The organism is Streptomyces sp. NPDC056160 (assembly GCF_042268205.1).
Taxonomy (GTDB): Bacteria; Actinomycetota; Actinomycetes; order Streptomycetales; family Streptomycetaceae; genus Streptomyces.
This window is the reverse complement of sequence record NZ_JBHJUW010000043.1, coordinates 1-17,384: the sequence shown is the minus strand read 5'-3', so window position 1 is coordinate 17,384 and position 17,384 is coordinate 1. Positions and strand designations below refer to the sequence as shown.

Here is a 17,384-nt window from a genome sequence, read left to right as displayed (position 1 = left end):
GCGGCCGGGCGGGCGCGCGTGCAAAGTGGCGGTCGTGAAGCGCCACGTGCCGCGGGTCCGGCAGGCGGTGCTCCGCCTGGAGCACCGGCTCGGCGCCTACGCCCTGGTCCGGCGCGGCCGCGACCTGGAGCTGATGCACCGGGCCATGGGGTTCGCCACCCTCTCCCTCGTCACGCTGGCGCCCCTGCTCATCGTCGTGGCCGCCGCCGATCCGCTCGGCGAGGGCGGGTTCGCGTCGTGGCTCGTGGACGGCATGGGGCTGTCGGGCCGCTCCGCCCGGGTCCTGACCGACATCATCACCCCGCCGGTCAAGGTGATCGGCACCACGAGCGTGTGGGGCGGGATCCTGCTGGCCGTGTTCGGGGTGTCCTTCGCGGGCAGTGTCCAGAACGGCTACGAACGCATCTGGGGCCTGCCGCCGGGACCCTGGCACCGGGTGTGGCGGCAGGTCACCTGGCTGGGGGTACTGACCGCGTACCTGTACCAGGAGGTGCTGAACGGGCACCAGTTCCACGGCCTGACCCGGATCGCGGTGTCCGCGACGACGGGGGCGCTGTTCTTCTGGTGGGGCCAGCACTTCCTGCTGGGCGGACAGCTGCGCTGGCGGACCCTGCTGCCGGGCGCTCTGGCCACCATGATCGGTCTGGGCGGCCTGCGCGTCTTCTCCTACCTGGTCTTCACTCCGCTCATCGTCGACAACGCGATCAGCTACGGCACCGTCGGGATCGTTCTCGTCGTCGAGTCGTGGCTCACGGGGGTCGGTTTCGTCGTCTACGGCGGCGCCATGTTCGGCCGCTGGTTCTGCGAGCACCACTGGATGCCGCACAGGAAGTAGCGCGCCCGGCGGGCCGGGCGGGGCACCCGGCCCCGCGCAGGTTTGGTGAAGCGGGCGGCGGGATACTCCGTGACCGCCCAGCCCGTCCGAATCGCGGGGTGCCCGCAGCCCGGCTGCGCGGCCCCGCCTTCCCGTCGCAGCCGAGGTCGGTCGCCGTGTCCCACGCTCCTGCCCGGTCCCGCTCCGCCGCCGTAGCGATCGGAGCCGCCGTCGCCCGGACGGCGGGCGTCCGGGCCGGTCACCGCGGTCCGTCCCGGTGCACGCCGCGGCGCCCGTGCCCGGCCGCGGGCCGGCCCACGGACCCGGGCGAACGCCGGTGAGCGCACTGACGATCGTGCTCGCGCTGTGCGCGGCCCTGTCCAACGCCTCGGCGTCGGTGCTCCAGCGGCGGGCCGCGACGGACGAGTCCACGAGCGGCTCCGGGGCGCGTCAGGCGCTGCGCTGGCTCGTACGGGTGCTGCGGCGTCCGTACTGGCTCGCGGGCGCCGGGCTGCTGGGGCTGTCCACCCTGTTGCAGGCGGCGGCGCTGGCCGTGGGCAGTCTGTCGCTGGTCCAGCCCCTGCTGGCCAGCGAGCTGCTGTTCACGCTGGCCGTCGGCAGCGTCGTCTTCCGGCGGCTGCCGGACCGGCGGACCTGGCTGGCGTTCGCCGCGCTCGCCGTGGGTCTTTCCCTCTTCCTCGGGGCGGCCTCGCCCTCGAAGGGGCAGACCACGGCCGAGCCCCACCTCTGGCTCCTGGTGGGCGCGGTGGTCCTCGGCGTGGTGGCCGCCGTCGTGACCGCGTCCCGCCTGGTGCGGGGCGCCGCGCGGGCCGCACTGCTGGGGCTGGCGTCCGCGGTGTCGTTCGCGGCGACGGCCGCGCTGCTCAAGGAGGTCATGGGGCGGCTCGGGCAGGGCGGCGTGGGCGCCGTGCTGACGCAGTGGCCGCCGTACGCGACGCTCGTGGTCGGCGGGCTCAGTTTCCTGCTGCTGCAGAGCGCCTTTCGCGCCGGGAGCCTGACGGCGTCCCAGCCCGCGCTCACCCTCGGGGACGCCCTGACGAGCGTCGCCCTGGGCTGGGTGCTGTTCCAGGAGTACATCGGGCTCGGGGTGCGGGTGGTGCCCGAGGCGATCGGGGTCGCCCTCATCGGTGCGGGCAGTGTGGGGCTGGCCCGTGCCACGGCCACGGACGGCGGCTGGGACACCACGCCGGACGAGCGGGGCGGGCCGGGGCCCGACGCCGCGCGGTCCGCCTCCCAGCGGTCCTGACCAGGCACGCGCGGGTCCGCGCCGTCTCTCCCGCGGAGGGGGCCCCTGGAGATCCCCGAGGGCCCCCTCCGAGTCTCCTTCCGGGGAGTTCACTCCTCCCTCAGCAGGGCCTCCACCGCCGCGTGCAGTTCGGCGGGGGTGGTGCCGCCGACCGTGCGCACCATGCCCCGGCCGTCGACGAGCACATTGGTGGGGACGCCGCGGATGCCCAGGCGGGCGGCGTACTCGCCCGTGCCGTCCAGGAGCACGGTGGCGCCGATGTCCCAGACCGCGGCGAAGTTCGCCGCCTCCTGCCGGGGGTCGGTGTTCTCCCAGACGTTGATCAGGATGACGTCCAGCCCGGACCGGGCCGTACGGCGGCGCAGCTCTTCGAGGACCGGCGCCTCCGCGTTGCACGGGCCTCACCAGCTGGCGAAGAAGTTGATCACGTATTTGCGCTCGGCCCACTCCCGCGACGTGCGGATGCGGCCGCCGCGCAGATCGGGCAGTTCGAACGCGGGCAGCGGCCGGCCCACCAGGGGATGCACGGCGGGCAGGACCGGCCCCGGCAGCCAGGGGCGGTGCACGAAGCTGAGGGTGCCACTGCCCGCGTTGGACACGAGCAGGGTGTCGGAGACGGGGTCGAGGGCGCAGTCCCCGGGGGCGTTGCCCACGGTGATGCGGTGGGCCTCGCGGCCGGCCGCGGTGTCCAGGACGCTCACGGTGCCGGCGCCGCGGTTGCAGACGTACAGCCGCTCGCCCGCCGCGTCCACGCACATGCCGACGGGCGCCCGCTCCACGGGCACCTCGTCGAGCACGGCGCCGGTGGCGAGCGCCACCCGGGTCACCGTGCCGTGCAGGGAGCTGGCCACGTACAGGTGTCCGGCGGCCGGGTTCGCCACCGCCTTGCAGGGGCCCTCGCGCACGGCGATCCGCTCCAGCGGGCGCAGCGCGGCGGCGTCGAACACGGTGACGGAACCGGCCATGAAGTTGGCGCAGTAGCCCCGGTCGCGCTCGGTGTCGACGGCGATGCTGCCCGCGCCCAGTTCGGCGGGCACCGTCCCGACCACCTCCAGACGGTCGGCGTCGATGGCGGTGACCGTGCCGTCGGCGGTGTTGCCGGAGTAGACCCGGCGCAGCCCCGGGTGGTGGCCGAGCCCGGCGGGGTAGGCCCCGACCGCCAGTTGCGCGAGACGGGCGCCGGTCACGGCGTCGAGCACCGTGACCGTGTCGGAGCGCGCGTCCGCCGAGAAGATCCGCCCGGTCGGCCGGTCCAGGACGATCGGGATCGGCTCCCGGCCCACCTCGGCCCGCCACACGAGGGCCGCCCGGTCCAGGTCCAGGGCGACGACCGCGTCGCTGCGCGAGCAGGCGACGTACACGCGCCGCCCCTCGGGGTCGACGACGACCGCCTCGGGCCCCTTGCCCACGGGGCAGTGGACCCGTACGCGGTGGGAGAGGTCGACGGAGCAGGCGGGTCCCTGCTCCGGCCGGTCGCGGTCCTCCATGTCTGAGGGGTGCACGGATGGGGACGGGTTCAAACAGGCGCGGCGGCCCGGGTGGACGCCTCTAGGCCAGGTGCGCCTCCAGTGCCGCTCGTACGCCTGATTCGACGGCGCCCTCGATCCACGACGGCTTGACCGAGGTGTGGTCCCCGGCGAAGCGCAGCGGTCCCTCCGGGGAGCGGATGTACCCGAGGAGCTCCGTGTGCTGGCCGGGGAGCAGTACGGACGCCTCGCCGTAGGCGTAGGGGTCGCGCAGCCAGCTCTGGGTGCGGCCGGCGCCGGTGTAGAAGACCTCCAGCCGCTGCCCGTAGACCTGCTGGAGGCCGCGCAGGGCATAGGGGTAGCGGGCCTCGTCGTCGAAGGAGTCCCAGCGGGAGGCGTCGTCGGCCCAGCTGTAGGAGGCCAGTACCACTCCGCCCTTGCTGCCGGACACCGGATGCGAGGGGTTGATCATGAAGCGGTTGGAGTTGTCCGAGACGGACCCGCCGCCGACGATGTGCGCGGCCTCCGGCTGGTCGCGGCCGGCCCAGCGGGTGGCGGCGTAGTGAGCCCGCTGCGCCGGGCTGATGTGGCCGCGCGGCACGGAGGGGTGGGCACCGAGCAGGCTGCCGTCGGCGGGTGCCTTGCCGCGCCGGTACTCGTCGTAGAGGCCCGGCCTGATCGCGTCGAGCGCGCGTTTCCAGTCGGCTTCGGTGAACTCCCACCAGCGGCGGCTGAACTCCAGCAGCACCTTGGTAGCGCTGTCGTAGTGCAGTTCGGCGACGGCACGGCGTTTGCCGTACGTCATCAGCGGGGCGACCTGCACCTGCCGCAGGCCGGAGAACGGCACGGTGACGATCGCCAGGTCACCGGTGAACTGCTCGCGCACGACCTTGCCGTCGCGGCCCTCGGAGACGGTGTCGATCCAGACGTGCGGACCGTCACGGCGTACGTGCGGGGCGTCGTCGGAGCCGCTGGCCCGCTGCCGGTCGGCGTCCCAGTACTCGATGCGCGTCGCGCGCCGGTCCGGGCGCAGCACGTCCAAGACCTGGTGCAGCAGCGCGTCCGGGAGCGTCGCCGTGCCGCCGACCAGCTCCCAGAAGGCGGTGTCCGGGCTGATCAGGGACTGGCTGATGAAGCTGTGGATGAAGGACAGCGGCAGCCGTGAGGTCAGGTTCTCCAGGGTGCCGATCAGGTCGATGGTGCGCTCGTCGAAACCTGCCTGCTCCGTCAGGAACCGGAACATGGACCAGTCGCCGTAGCGCTGGACGACCCGCGCCCAGCCCCGCACCCGTTCCGGCATGGGCTTGTCGATCCGCTTGCCGTCGGGGCCGACCGTGCTGAACTCGTCGCGCACGGGGTCGAGGGCGCTGCCGAGGATCTTCGAGGAGGGCGTGTCCCAGTATTTGCGCGGCACGCCGAACGACTGGTTGACGCGGCGCGGGGATCGCGCGTACTCGGAGCGGCGGACGCGGATGCCGTTGACGTGCAGCCAGGCGTGGTTGACGGGTTTGCCGGAACCGTCGACGTCGATGAGGTGGAACGGCCGTTTCCTCAGCCCGAGCTGGTCGATCAGGTGCATCACCAGCGGGTGGCTGCCGGGGATGCGCATCGCGCCGGCCTCCGCGTACTGCCGCCGGTCGGTGAACGGCTGCGCGGCGCGCTCGTGGCCTCCGGTGCGGAAGGTCTTGATGCGGCCTCCTACGCGGTTGCCGTTGGCCTCCAGCAGGGTCACGTGGTGTCCGGCGCGCTTGAGCAGCCAGGCGGCGACGAGTCCGGCCGGGCCGGCGCCCACGACCAGGATCTTCTTGGCCGCCTTCGTGCGGGCACGGGGCAGTCCGGAGCCGAGGATCTTCTCGTACTGCGGTACGAGGGGTTCGTCGTGGGCGTCGACGACCAGCAGGGCGCGGGCGACGGCGAGGCAGGTGTCCCAGTCCGCGGTGGCGCGGGGCGTCGAGGGGGCCTGCCGCGGGTCGGCGGGAGCGGCCGGGGCGCCCGGTGCGGCCGGGGGCGCTGCCGCGGAGGCGGGTTCGCCGGTGCCCAGAGCGAGGGCGCCGGCGCCGGCGGCCGTACCGGCGGCGGTCGTGAACCGCCGCCGGGACAACGGGGGTTGGCTGGCTGCGGTGCGGAGTTCATGCATGGGTCCTGGATAGGGCACCGGCCGGGTGCCCCGGGCGGGCGATGATCACCGGTCACCTGAACGAGCGAGCGCGGGGAGCAACACGCCCTCGCGCGCCGCTCGTTCACGTGGGTGCGCGCTTCCGCACGCCCCCCGGACGCCACCGGCGGCCCGGAGGAAGGGGTTTGCCCGCTCCCCCGCCGCGAGGTCATGGACCGGGTGCCGCCTTCGCCACCGTCCGGCCGGGTCCCGGCACCGCCGGGGGGTCCTCCTCGGCCAAGGTCACCTCGACGCCGCCCGCGCAGCGCGCCACCACGTTGTAGAGGAAGGCGCACAGCGTCGTGAAGGCGGTGACCAGCACGACCGTGACGACGGCGAACAGCGTCACCGCGCTCGCCGTCGGCCAGGGGTCCTGGCCCAGCAGCCGCAGCAGGATCCACACCGGCGGCATGGTGACGGCCGCGCACAGGACCAGCCCCAGCGAGAGCAGGAAACCGGACACCATCAGCGTCCACGGTTCGGCGGTGTCCAGGCGCAACCGTGCGCTGCCGGCGTACCAGGGCCGCGGCCCGGAACCGGTCGTCGGCGGTTCCGCCCCGGCGGGGGCGCCGGTGGCGGTGCCGGTGCCGGTGCCGGTGCCGGTGCCGGTGCCGGTGGCACTCTCGGTGGCGGTGCCGGTGGCACTCTCGGTGGCGGTGACCGTCTCGGCCCCCGCGGCTGTGCCGGAGGCGGCCTCCGCGGCTGTGCCGGCTTCGGCGACGGCCCCCGCGGTTATGTCGGTCTCGGTCTCGGTCTTGGTCTCGGTCTCGGTCGCGGTCTCGGTCTCGGTCTCGGTCTCGGTGGCTGTGTCGGCACCGGTTCGGGTCTCGGTGGCCGCATCGGTGCCGGCGGCGGTGGCGGCGCCGGACCTCCGGCCGGTGCGTGCAGCACCCTCCGTGCCCTCGGCGCGCTCGGTACGTCTGCTGCTCCGGCCCATGTCTGTCTCCTCCACAGGTGAGAGTCACGGCACGGTTCCCGGCGCTCCGCTCGTCACCGCGTCGGGCGAGCGGAACCCGGGCCTCGGCGGAGCCGCGCCATCCATGCGCCTTCGACGCTATGCGCGGCGGTGCGGGCCCGCACGCGCGGCTCACCCGAACGGCCGGGCGGCGTCCGGGGCCGGGGCGGGCGAGGGTGCCGGGGCGGCCGTCGGTGATCCGTAGGCGATCTGTCGGCGGCGGCTGACACGTTGGGTGACGGGCAGCCCGCCGCGGGCGCCCCGGCCCGTCCGTCCGCCGCTCGCAAGGGAACCGCCATGTCACCGTCCACCTCCTCCGTACCGCACTGGGACGTCGGCCGGCCGCCGCGCGCGGACGGCCGCGTCTTCCTGGTCACCGGCGGCAACGCGGGTATCGGGTACTTCGTCGCGGAACAGCTCGCCGCCTCGGGGGCCGAGGTCGTGCTGGGCAGCCGCGACCCGCGGCGGGCCGAGGCCGCGAAGGCGTCGCTGCGCGACCGGGTGCCCGGTGCTCGCGTACGCGCCGTGCGGATGGACCTGGCCGATCTCTCCTCGCTCCCGGCCGCCGTGGAGTCACTGGGAGTGCAGCGGCTCGACGCGGTCGTGCTGAACGCGGGGATCGCGCTGGACGACCCGCCGCGCCGGGTCTCCGCGGCGGGCCACGAGCTGATGTTCGCGACCAACCACCTCGGTCACTTCGCGCTCACCGCACGGCTGATGCCCCTGCTGGCCGCCGCCCCGGCGGCCCGGGTGGTGACCATGGGCAGTTTCGCGGCCAGGTCCGAGCGGCTGGACCTGGCGGACCCGCAGTCCGTGCGCGACTACCGGCCCAAGCGCACCTACGGCCGGTCCAAGCTCGCGCAGATGTACTTCGGTCTCGAACTCGACCGGCGTCTGCGTGCCGCGGGCAGCGCGGTGCGCAGTGTGGTCGTGCACCCCGGGGGTGCCCTGGACTCGCTCACCCCGCCGCGCCCGCTGGTGCACACGCGGACGGCGGGCGCGCGGCTGCTCGGTCTGCCGGCGGCCACCGTGCTCCAGGGCAAGGACGCGGGGGCCTGGTCCGCCGTGCGGGCGGTCCTCGACCCGGCCGTGCGGGGCGGGGAGCTGTGGGGGCCGCGCGTCCTGGGGCTGCGCGGCAGGCCGCGCCGCGAGCCGGTCTGGCCGCACCTCACCGACGGCGCCGTCGCCGCCGAAGTCTGGCGTCTCAGCGGCGAGTTGGCGGACGTCGAACCGCCGGTGGGGGAACGCGGAGAGGCTGAAGGCCTGAGGAACTGAGAGGCCGAGGGGCCGCGGGGGCCCAGGAGCCGGGGGCCCAGGGGCCGGGGAGACGCCCCCCGTACCGCCCCTTGGTGGATCAGTGATCGGCCGAGGACGCGTCAAGGGCGCGGAGCGGCCGTCTCGAGGCGCACGAAGGGGATCGACTCGCCCACCCTGCGGTAGGAGGCCTCGCTGCCGTCCACGGCGAAGCCCATGTAGGCGCACAGGCGCCGGGCGAGCCGGGGGTGGTGGGGCGCGTAGCGCGCCATGATGTCGCCGCCCTCCTGCGGCGGCAGGAACCGCGCGGTCACCCGGTGGCGGCGGTTGCCGACCTGGATCACCGTCTCCGGTCGCCTGCGCAGGTTCTGGTACCAGTCCGCGCGGGGCCCGAATCCGGAGACGATGGTCCAGCTGGCGCCCGCCGGGTCGCGGGTGACCACTTCGAGGACCACGGTGCGGTCCAGGCCCGACGTCCGCCCGGTGTGGTGCAGCAGGAGCATCCGCTGCCCGAACAACGGGCCCAGTCCCGCCCGGTACAGGCGCAGGGGCAGGCGGGCGACGGTCCGCCGCCAACCGGTGGGCGGCGGGCGGTGTTCGGCCGGTTCCGGCTGCGCGTCCATGGCGCGGAGTCTAGGGAAGCGCGCCGCCCTCCAGCAGGGGCCGGTGCGGATTCCGGGGGCCCGGGCGGAGACCGACCATGCGCCAGATCCGCACCTCGCGGATGATGCCGGGAAGCTCCTTGGCCAGCAGTGCGAGCGCCAGTGCGCCCACCACCGCGGCCTCCGCCGCCAGTACCTGCCTGCCTGTCATCCCGGCTCCTTCCCTCTTCCTGCCTGCCCTGCCTGCCCTGCCCGATGCGCCCGGGCCCGTGCCCACGCCCCCGGTGTCCGCGGTCGTCCGGCCTCGTCCGGGCTCAGCTGCTCATCCGGGCTCATCCGGGCGAGATGTTCGGCATGGCTTTCAGGATCGCGTTGTGCTTCTTCCAGTGGATGCCGGTGGACCGGCGGGCGTCGGACGTACCGTCCTCGTGGTGGCCCGGCTGGCGGTGGTAGGGCCCCTCGTTGCCCTGGTGCAGCCCGGTGATGTGCCCGGGGGTGTCGGGCCGCACGTCGGGCCTGCCGACTCTGATCCTGCCCATGGTCAACTCCTCACGGTCGCTGCGCCAACTGCGCGAAGAAGTCGTCGACGGCGCCCCACACCCGGTCGCCCCCGGACAGTCCGCGCCATTCCCGGCGTACGACGGCGACCAGCCGGAAGCAGTCGTCGACGGGAACGATCCAGTGGTGCTCGGCGCCGCGGGCCGTGTGGACGAGGAGGGCCTCCACGCCGGGTTGCAGGGTCGCCAGCGGCGGGCAGCCGTCCACCAGCCGGCGCCAGGCGCCGGGGTCGGCCTCCCAGCGGGTGGCCCCGGCCGGGCTGGGCCAGTGCCCGGTGGGGGTGCCGTCCTGCCGTACCACGAAGAAGGCCAGTCCGACCGGCGCCCCCAGCGCGGCGGTGTCCACGGGGGACAGCCGCAGGCGCCGCGAGGGCACCAGCCGGTAGTGCCCGCCACCCGCGGCGTCGTCGGCGAAGAGCAGCGAGCACGCCCGGCAGGCGCACATCAGCTCCGCTCCGCCGTCGGTCCCGGTGTCGAGCAGGTGCCGGTGGTCCTCGGCCACCACCGCGCCGCACAGGTCGCAGCATTCCTCGGCCCCGGTCCGCGCGTCGGCGGCACCGCGGATCAGACGTGCCAGCGTGCCGGCCATGTCAGGCGCGCCAGTAGGGGTCGTAACCACTGGTCAGCTGGGGTTCGTTGTGCCGCCACTTCGGTTCCTTGTTGACCGCCATGCTGGTGATGCCGCGCATCCGGCGGATGAACGCGCCGTACGGCCTGATGAGGACGGAGGACAGGCTGCCGCCCGTGGGCTCGTCCATGAAAGGCATGAAGGCGTCGGGGAAGCCGGGCATCGTGCAGCCGATGCAGATGCCGCCGACGTTGGGGCAGCCGCCCACCCCGCCCATCCAGCCGCGCTTGGGCACGTTGCAGTTGACCACCGGCCCCCAGCAGCCCACCTTCACCTGGCACTTGGGCGAGTTGTAGTCCTTGGCGAAGTCGCCCTGCTCGTAGTACGCGGCCCGGTCGCAGCCCTCGTGCACCGTCTTCCCGAACAGCCACTGCGGGCGCAGCATGTGGTCGAGCGGCGGGGGCGGCGCGGAGCCCGCCGCGTGCTGGAGCACCCAGGTGAGGGTCTCCATGAAGTTCTCGGGCTGGATCGGGCAGCCGGGGACGTTCACGATGGGCAGGGCGCCCTGCGACTTGAAGTCCCAGCCCAGGTAGTCCGCGAGGCCCATGGAGCCGGTGGGGTTGCCGGCCATCGCGTGGATGCCGCCGTACGTCGCGCAGGTGCCGACCGCGACGACGGCCCAGGCCTTGGGTGCGAGCCGGTCGATCCACCAGTTGAGGGTGAGCGGTTGGCCGGTCTCCAGGTCGTTGCCGAACGAGGTCCAGTAGCCGTCGCCCTCGATGATGTTCTGGTTGGGGACCGATCCCTCGATGACGAGGATGAACGGGGCCAGTTCGCCCCGGGCCGCCGCGCGGAAGGGCGCGAGGTAGTCCTCGCCGCCCAGGCTCGGCGAGAGCACCTTGTTGTACAGGTGCACCTTCGGCAGCCCGGGGACGAGTCCGAGCACGACGTCCTCGATCGCGGGCTGGCCCGAGGCCGTCATGGAGACCGTGTCGCCGTCGCAGCTCATGCCCTCGGAGATCCAGAGGATGTGGATCTCGTCGAACCCTTCCCGGTCGCGGGTGCCCTGGGGCTCCTGCCCTGCGTGGGTGGTGCCGCTCTCGATGGTCATGTGCTCGGCCTCCCCTGGAGACGGTCGCGGAGTCGGTCGTAGGCGGCGGCCAGCGGGGCGGCCACCGTCAGCGCCGGAGGGTGGTCGGGCGCGTGCGGGTGGGGACGGGTCGGGGCGCCCTGCTTGGCCTGGTCGAGGAGCCGGCCCAGTTCGTCGAGGTCCTGCTGGGCCACGTGCTCGCGCAGCGCGGGCATCAGCTCGGTCTCCTGCGCGCGTACGTGTGCCTCGGCCTCCCGCCTGAGCCGGGCCATGAGGTCGCTCTCCCGTGGGTCGCCCGCGGGCAGCTTGTCGAGGGCCAGCAGCAGCTGCTTGACGGCCATGTCCTCGCCCAGGTGCTCGTCCGCCCTGAGCGTGCCGTCCGGCAGGGCCTTCCTGGCCAGCGGGTAGACCATCATCTCCTCGAGCGCCGCGTGCTTGGACAGTTCGCGGATCGTCAGCTCGATCACGCCGCGCCGCTGGGTCGGCGAAGCCGCGGCGTGGTAGTCGCGGAACAGTTGCTCCACCATCCGGTGGTCGTGTTTCAGCAGCTCGATCGCGTCCATCGCTTCTTTCCTCGTCCAAGGCGGCGATCCGCGGCACGGCGGGCGGGCTCGGGCGCGGGTCCTCGGCGGACGACGCACGGAGCGCGGGGGACGGTCCGTCCCCGCCCCAGGCTCACACAGGTCGCCCCCGGCCGCGCGTTCGGCCGGGGCGGACGCGGCGGGCGCGGGCCCCCGCCGCGGCGGTACGCCGCCGTGACCGGGGGTTTCTCCCTCCGCGCCGGCGGCACCCGGAGGGAGCACCGGCGCGGGGCGCGGCGACGGTGACCGGCGGGACGGCACGGACGGGACGCACCGCGGACGTGGAGACGGGATCACCGGGCGAGGCAGCACGGCGGGTGCGGGCCGGATGGGTGACGCGGCGGCGCGGCTGGGCCAGGACGCGGCGGAACCGGCACGCCACGAGATCAGGGCGGTACGGGACGATCTCGTGGCCGGCCCGCGGGCGTTCGGGGCGGGCGGCGCGCTGGTCGCCGGTTCCGGGGTGTGCGGGCGCCTGCCCTGTGGGCGGCACGGGCGCCTGCCCTGTGGGCGGCACACGAGGCGGCGCTGCGGGGCCCGGCGACGGTCGTGCCGCCCACCCGCCCGCGCCCGGCGGACGCCCGGCCCGACGGACGCCCGGCCCGCCGCACGCGCGCCTCACCGTGCCCGCGAACCCGGCCCCCGCCTCACACCTCCCGTTCGGGCCAGCCGAGGAGGCGCGCGCCGATGACCGCCGTCTGCAGGGTGTACCGGTGCATGGGGTCGGCCGGGTCGGCGCCGGTCAGCTTGTGGATGCGCTCCAGGCGGTAGGTGAGCGCCCGGACGCTGAGGCTGAGGCGGCGCGCCGCCTCGGCGGCCGTGCAGCCCGCGTCGAAGTACGCGGTGAGCGTGTCCAGCAGCGGCTGGGCACCGCCGCGGGCGCCGCGGAGCGGGCCGAGCGTGTCGCGGACGAGGTCGGCCATGGCCTGCCGGTCACGGGTGAGGACGGGGTAGACGAGGAGGTCCGCCGCGCGCAGCACCGGTTCCCGGAGTTCCAGGCGGTCGGCCAGGTCGAGGGCGTTGAGGGCCTCCTCGTAGGAGTGGACCACGCCCCCGGCACCGGGGTGCGGACGCCCGATGGCGACCCGGCCGCCGTCCGTGGCCGCGTAGGCGTGCTTGGCGAAGAACGCGAGGACGTCGTCCTGGTCGCCCGGGGCCACGCAGACGAGCCGGCCGTCCTTGGTGGTGAGCAGGACGCTGCGCTCGCCGAACCGGGCGAGCAGCGAGGCCTCGACGTGCCGGGTGGCGGGGTGGGTGTCGTCGACGGGTTCCGTGCCCTGGGCGACCGCGACGGCGTGGGCGCGGGAGAAGAGCAGCCCGAAGCGTTCGGCGCGTTCCGCCAGCCGGCCCAGGTCGCTGCGCCCGTAGAGCAGGTCGTCGATGAACTCGCGGCGGGCGGCTTCCTCCTGGCGCATGGCGAGCTTCTGGGCGCGTTCGTGGCCCTCGGCGAACGCGTCGATGGCCTGTTCGACGGCGGCGAGGAACCGGTCCACACCGGCGGCCCGCAGCGTGGCGGAGACCGCGCGGGTCTCGGCGAGGTGCCGGCGGACGAGCCGGCGCAGGCCGTGGCCGGCCTCCGCCGCCCGTTCCCCCTGGGCCCGCAGGCTCTCCAGTTCGTCCCGGGTGAGCCGGCGGCCCGTGACACAGACGTCGGCCAGGATCCGGGTGTAGCCCGTCAGGTATTCGTCGGGCACCTCTGGCCGTGTCACGGACCCTCCCCAGCCTTGATCGGTCGTCGGCGTTGTTCTTAACGCACTCCGAACGGCAGTACCAAACCCCGGCCGCAGGCCCCGTCGCGCGTGGCCGGGGCCGGGGTCACCGGGCGGGCCACCCCTCTGAAGGAACGATTCACCGGGCGGGTTAGCATATGAGCGCTGCCTAGCTCGAAAGAGAAACCTGTGACTGTCAACGACGACTCGTTCACCAACTGGAAGCACCGCGAGGAGATCGCGGAGTCGATGATCCCGATGATCGGGAAGCTGCACCGGGAGCGGGACGTGAACGTCCTGCTGCACAGCCGCTCCCTGGTGAACAAGTCGGTGGTGAGCATTCTCAAGACCCACCGGTTCGCGCGGCAGATCGCAGGCGAGGAACTGTCGGTCACCGACACGCTCCCCTTCCTGGAGGCGCTCACCGCGCTGGACCTCGGTCCGTCGCAGATCGACATCGGCATGCTGGCGGCTACGTACAAGGCCGACGACCGGGGCCTTTCCGTGGCCGAGTTCACGGCCGGGGCGGTCGCGGGCGCCACCGGCGCGGACAAGGCCGAGCGCCGCGAGGGACGCGACGTCGTGCTCTACGGCTTCGGCCGCATCGGCCGGCTCGTCGCCCGGCTGCTCATCGAGAAGGCCGGCTCCGGCAACGGGCTCAGGCTGCGTGCGATCGTCGTCCGCGGGGGCGGCGAACAGGACATCGTCAAGCGCGCCTCGCTGCTGCGCCGCGACTCCATCCACGGCCAGTTCCAGGGCACGATCACCGTCGACGAGGCGAACAGCACCATCCTCGCCAACGGCAACGCGATCAAGGTGATCTACGCCGACGACCCCTCGTCGGTGGACTACACGGCGTACGGCATCAAGGACGCCATCCTCATCGACAACACCGGCAAGTGGCGTGACCGCGAGGGCCTGTCGAAGCACCTGCGCCCCGGTGTCGGGAAGGTCGTCCTGACCGCGCCCGGCAAGGGCGACGTCCCCAACATCGTGCACGGCGTCAACCACGACACCCTCAAGCCGGACGAGCGGATCCTGTCCTGCGCCTCGTGCACCACGAACGCGATCGTCCCGCCGCTGAAGGCGATGGACGACGAGTTCGGCGTGGAGAGCGGTCACGTGGAGACCGTCCACTCCTTCACCAACGACCAGAACCTGCTGGACAATTACCACAAGTCCGAGCGCCGCGGCCGCAGCGCGCCGCTCAACATGGTGATCACCGAGACCGGTGCCGCCTCCGCCGTCGCCAAGGCGCTGCCCGACCTCGAGGCGAGGATCACCGGCAGCTCGATCCGGGTCCCGGTGCCGGACGTCTCCATCGCGATCCTCAACCTGCGGCTGCGGCGCGAGACCAGCCGCGAGGAGGTCCTCGACCATCTGCGCGAGGTCTCGCTGACCTCGCCGCTCAGGCGGCAGATCGACTTCATCAGCGCGCCCGACGCGGTCTCCAGCGACTTCATCGGCTCGCGCCACGCCTCGATCGTCGACGCGGGCGCGACCAAGGTCGAGGGCGACAACGCCATCCTCTACCTCTGGTACGACAACGAGTTCGGCTACTCCTGCCAGGTCATCCGGGTCGTCCAGCACGTCTCCGGCGTCGAGTACCCGACCTACCCGGCGCCCGCGGTCTGACCCGGGCGCGCCCCTCGGCTACGCAGGTGCAGCCGGAGCCGTCTCAAGGCTCCTGAAGATCGCGCCTGACCTGCACTGATAGACATCATCGACGTACACAGCGAGGGCCGCCACCCGCAAGTCAGGTGGCGGCCCTCGGTGATCGCCTACAGGCCCGGGGGGTTCTCAGGGGGTTTTCGCGGGAGTACGCGTGCCCTCGCGTGAGGCTCGATCCGAAGCCGTCCGAGCGTCTGATACGGCCTGGCCGCCTCCGGGAACTCACCGTTCAGGTTCAGCGCCTGGGCCACGGCGAGCCCTTCGCGTTGACAATACTCTTCCACCCACGCGAGGCCGGCCGCCAGCGCAGCGTCTCCGTCACCGGGGCCCGTCCGGATCTCCCCGCACAGAGGGGCATCGACGGCTGCCTGTACGCCCACGGCCCAGGCCCCGCCGTAACGAGCCCCCGCCAAGAGGAACTCGGACGGCTCCCCTATGCCGTCGGTCGGCAGCGACAGAGTGCTGATCTCGGTGTAGCCGAGGGGCACCGACGCGCGTAGGTCCACGGCTGCCGGGGGTTTGGGCGCGCCGTTGTCCAGCCACGCGTCCATGGCGGTCCGGCCCCGCATCCCGTTGTCTGGCAGGAAGTGGGCATACGTCTCCAGCGTGATGGTCACCGAGGCGTGCCCCATCCAGTGCGACACTGACACCGGATCCTCCCCGGCACCGAGCTGCACGCTGGCGTAGGTGTGTCGCCACCGGTGGTGCATCATCTCCCGGCAGGGCTCCCAGCCCCAGACCTCGTTTTCTCGCCGCGGCTTGATGAGGCCGGCTGCCGCGAGGGCAGGTTTCATCGTCTTCTCGTTGAACGTGCCCGGACGGACCCGGTTCCGCCACTGCGTTGTAACGAGCAGGCTGACGGTGGCTGTCGCCCGCCCGGAGTTCCCCGGCCCCTGCCACGGCAGCGTCACCGTGACAGAGGGGAACTCGTCCGCGTACTCGTTGATGCGTTTGAGGAGGCCCGGTGACAGCGGGACCTGACGTTCCTTCCGGTTCTTCGGCAGCTTGAAGTACGCGGTCTTGCCGTCCTTGCTCCACTGCAACTGACGACGGATGCGCATGACCATCAGGCTTTCGTCAACGTCGTCAAGGCTGAAGGCGAACGTCTCTCCCTGCCGCAGCCCTGCGTGCATGCCCAGGTCGGCGACCATCTGGTAGCGGCGGGGTATCGCCTCCCGGATAGCGTGGGCCTCGCGACTGGTCCAGGCGCGTGCTTTCGTTTCCCCCGATGCCTGCGGCCGGACGCCGGTGGCGGCAGCGCGGCAGGGGTTCTGCTTGATGCGTTTGCCCTCTGCGCTCTTGAAGATGCTGGAGAGGTGCGTCCACAGCACTTCCATCGTGGTGTCGGCCAGGCGCCGGGCCTTCAGTTCCTTCTTCCATGCGATGAGGTGGTCGTCGCCGACCACGTTCATGGGAGTGCGACCCAGCGAGGTCTGCACGATGTTCTTGCGGATCTTCCCTTCCATCGACTCGGCCGTGGACTGGTCGTAGTCGCAGTTCGGCCACCACACGTCGGTGATGTAGTCGCCGAGCAGGATCTCCCCCGCACGCTCGTCGAAGAAGTCGCCCTTCTTGATGGCCGCCAGCGTGTCCGACAGCCAAACCTTGGCCTCGTCCGCCGTGTCGAAGGACCGCTTGCGGACGCCGGGTATGCCAGCGACGCGGTACCGCTTGCACTTGCCGTACAGCTCGGTGCGTTCCCGCTTGCCGGTGGTGGGATTAGGCCTCTTCTTCAGCCAGCGATCTTCAATCCATCCTGACGTCGCCACGGCCAGCTCTCCCCTCGCAGGTCGTTGAGGCGGACTTCCAAGAGCCGTTCCGTCACCATCAGCTCGCCAGCGGCGGTGTAGATGTCGGGCGCCCACTGGGCGACTTCGGCGAAGTCCGAGATAGCTATCAGCTTGCAGGCTGCAGCGACGTCCGCTCTTCGTTCTTGGCGGATTGACCAACTTCGATTGCCGCAGTCGATGTCTCCGGCCAAGGCATGCTCCAACTCGTGCGCCAGGACGCATCCCTTCTGTGCGGCGCCGAGTCCGGATGCGATGACGATGCTGTGATCGTCGCGGGACCAGATGCCCCAGGTATCGCGGAGCCAGGTGCGGACGATGCGTGTGCCGAGTTGGTCGAGGATGTCCTCGGGGGCGTAGTGGAGACCGGCTGGTACAGCGAGGCTAGGAGTTGTGAACATACGCCCCCCAGGGTCATTCGGACGGTGGGAAGCGCGCCGGATCCCATGTCTACAACAGTAGCGGCAGGCAAGTGAAGAGAATGTGCGCCCTCCTCGACCTTGCTCTGGCGGTCGCGCTCGGCGGAGCCTGCCTGACGGACATCACCATGCTGCGGGCCGAGCCCGCTGTGTTCGGGCCGGTGGCCTCCGCCCCGACCGTCTCCCGCCTGGTCTATACCCTGGCCGCAGCCGGTCCCCTCGCGGTCACGGCGATCCGACGTGCACGAGCCGAAGTCCGTGAGCGGGTCTGGTGGTTGGCCGGCAAGACAGCGCCGGATGCGGGTGGCGAGGTGATCGTGGACATCGACGGCGTCCTGATCCTGGCGCACTCCGAGAAGGAGCACGCGCCAAGACCTGGAAGAAAACGCTCAGTCATCACCCACTCATGGCCTTCGTCGACCACGGGCCGGACGGCACCGGGGAACCGGCCGCGGCCCTGCTCAGGCCGGGCAACGCGGGCTCGGTGCG

General features: G+C 72.7%; 16 protein-coding genes and 2 pseudogenes. 5 read left to right on the top strand and 13 right to left on the bottom strand.

What is annotated here, in order from left to right:
* Positions 1-34 precede the first annotated feature (34 nt).
* Together ACFC02_RS18000 and ACFC02_RS17995 are read left to right on the top strand one after the other, a co-directional pair.
* Complete coding sequence (locus tag ACFC02_RS18000) at positions 35-835, top strand: ribonuclease BN (RefSeq protein ID WP_376357605.1); 801 nt, start codon at positions 35-37, stop codon at positions 833-835.
* Between the two features lie 316 nt (positions 836-1,151).
* Entirely contained in the window at positions 1,152-2,081 is a 930-nt protein-coding gene (locus ACFC02_RS17995) for a DMT family transporter (protein WP_376357603.1), read from the top strand.
* An 89-nt stretch (positions 2,082-2,170) separates the two neighbouring features.
* Here ACFC02_RS17995 and ACFC02_RS17990 read toward each other — a convergent pair.
* The 4 genes and pseudogenes from ACFC02_RS17990 to ACFC02_RS17975 all read right to left on the bottom strand — a co-directional run.
* Positions 2,171-2,470: pseudogene (locus tag ACFC02_RS17990) on the bottom strand (TlpA family protein disulfide reductase); the annotation flags it as partial.
* 12 nt (positions 2,471-2,482) lie between these two features.
* Complete coding sequence (locus tag ACFC02_RS17985; protein ID WP_376357601.1) at positions 2,483-3,568, bottom strand: hypothetical protein; 1,086 nt, start codon at positions 3,566-3,568, stop codon at positions 2,483-2,485.
* 61 nt (positions 3,569-3,629) lie between these two features.
* Positions 3,630-5,684, bottom strand: coding sequence for a flavin monoamine oxidase family protein (locus tag ACFC02_RS17980; protein WP_376357599.1), 2,055 nt, complete (start codon positions 5,682-5,684; stop codon positions 3,630-3,632).
* Between the two features lie 187 nt (positions 5,685-5,871).
* Positions 5,872-6,639, bottom strand: a complete 768-nt coding sequence (locus tag ACFC02_RS17975; RefSeq protein ID WP_376357597.1) for a DUF3566 domain-containing protein — start codon at positions 6,637-6,639, stop codon at positions 5,872-5,874.
* Positions 6,640-6,954: 315 nt separating this feature from the next.
* Between ACFC02_RS17975 and ACFC02_RS17970 the strand changes: the two genes are divergently transcribed.
* A complete protein-coding gene (locus ACFC02_RS17970; protein ID WP_376357595.1) occupies positions 6,955-7,932 on the top strand; it encodes an SDR family NAD(P)-dependent oxidoreductase in 978 nt (325 codons plus the stop codon).
* A gap of 101 nt (positions 7,933-8,033) precedes the next feature.
* Here the strand turns inward: ACFC02_RS17970 and ACFC02_RS17965 are convergent, their stop codons facing one another.
* The 7 genes from ACFC02_RS17965 to ACFC02_RS17935 all read right to left on the bottom strand — a co-directional run bounded on the left by ACFC02_RS17965 (position 8,034) and on the right by ACFC02_RS17935 (position 13,018).
* The gene (locus tag ACFC02_RS17965) at positions 8,034-8,534 is read right to left on the bottom strand and encodes a nitroreductase family deazaflavin-dependent oxidoreductase (protein ID WP_376357593.1); all 501 of its coding nucleotides are present in this window, start codon (positions 8,532-8,534) and stop codon (positions 8,034-8,036) included.
* Positions 8,535-8,544: 10 nt separating this feature from the next.
* Positions 8,545-8,724: a hypothetical protein gene (locus ACFC02_RS17960; protein WP_376357591.1), complete on the bottom strand. Its 180-nt coding sequence runs from the start codon at positions 8,722-8,724 to the stop codon at positions 8,545-8,547.
* Positions 8,725-8,845: 121 nt separating this feature from the next.
* Positions 8,846-9,052, bottom strand: a complete 207-nt coding sequence (locus ACFC02_RS17955; RefSeq protein WP_376357589.1) for a hypothetical protein — start codon at positions 9,050-9,052, stop codon at positions 8,846-8,848.
* 10 nt (positions 9,053-9,062) lie between these two features.
* Positions 9,063-9,659, bottom strand: a complete 597-nt coding sequence (locus tag ACFC02_RS17950; RefSeq protein ID WP_376357587.1) for a DUF5947 family protein — start codon at positions 9,657-9,659, stop codon at positions 9,063-9,065.
* Position 9,660: 1 nt separating this feature from the next.
* On the bottom strand, positions 9,661-10,749 hold the full coding sequence (locus tag ACFC02_RS17945; RefSeq protein WP_376357585.1) for a hydrogenase expression protein HypE: 1,089 nt from the start codon (positions 10,747-10,749) through the stop codon (positions 9,661-9,663).
* Positions 10,746-11,291: a hemerythrin domain-containing protein gene (locus tag ACFC02_RS17940; RefSeq protein WP_376357583.1), complete on the bottom strand. Its 546-nt coding sequence runs from the start codon at positions 11,289-11,291 to the stop codon at positions 10,746-10,748. The genes ACFC02_RS17945 and ACFC02_RS17940 overlap by 4 nt, the downstream gene beginning before the upstream one ends.
* A gap of 665 nt (positions 11,292-11,956) precedes the next feature.
* Entirely contained in the window at positions 11,957-13,018 is a 1,062-nt protein-coding gene (locus tag ACFC02_RS17935) for a PucR family transcriptional regulator (protein ID WP_376357581.1), read from the bottom strand.
* A gap of 189 nt (positions 13,019-13,207) precedes the next feature.
* On the opposite strand from ACFC02_RS17935, the gene ACFC02_RS17930 reads away from it, so the two are divergent.
* Positions 13,208-14,653 (top strand): glyceraldehyde-3-phosphate dehydrogenase, encoded by a 1,446-nt coding sequence (locus ACFC02_RS17930; protein WP_360961442.1) that lies wholly within the window; start codon positions 13,208-13,210, stop codon positions 14,651-14,653.
* Between the two features lie 146 nt (positions 14,654-14,799).
* Here the strand turns inward: ACFC02_RS17930 and ACFC02_RS17925 are convergent, their stop codons facing one another.
* Positions 14,800-16,458, bottom strand: coding sequence for a tyrosine-type recombinase/integrase (locus ACFC02_RS17925; protein WP_376357578.1), 1,659 nt, complete (start codon positions 16,456-16,458; stop codon positions 14,800-14,802).
* On the bottom strand, positions 16,422-16,877 hold the full coding sequence (locus ACFC02_RS17920) for an ImmA/IrrE family metallo-endopeptidase (RefSeq protein WP_376357576.1): 456 nt from the start codon (positions 16,875-16,877) through the stop codon (positions 16,422-16,424). The genes ACFC02_RS17925 and ACFC02_RS17920 overlap by 37 nt, the downstream gene beginning before the upstream one ends.
* A gap of 89 nt (positions 16,878-16,966) precedes the next feature.
* Between ACFC02_RS17920 and ACFC02_RS17915 the strand changes: the two are divergent.
* Positions 16,967-17,384: pseudogene (locus tag ACFC02_RS17915) on the top strand (transposase); the annotation flags it as partial.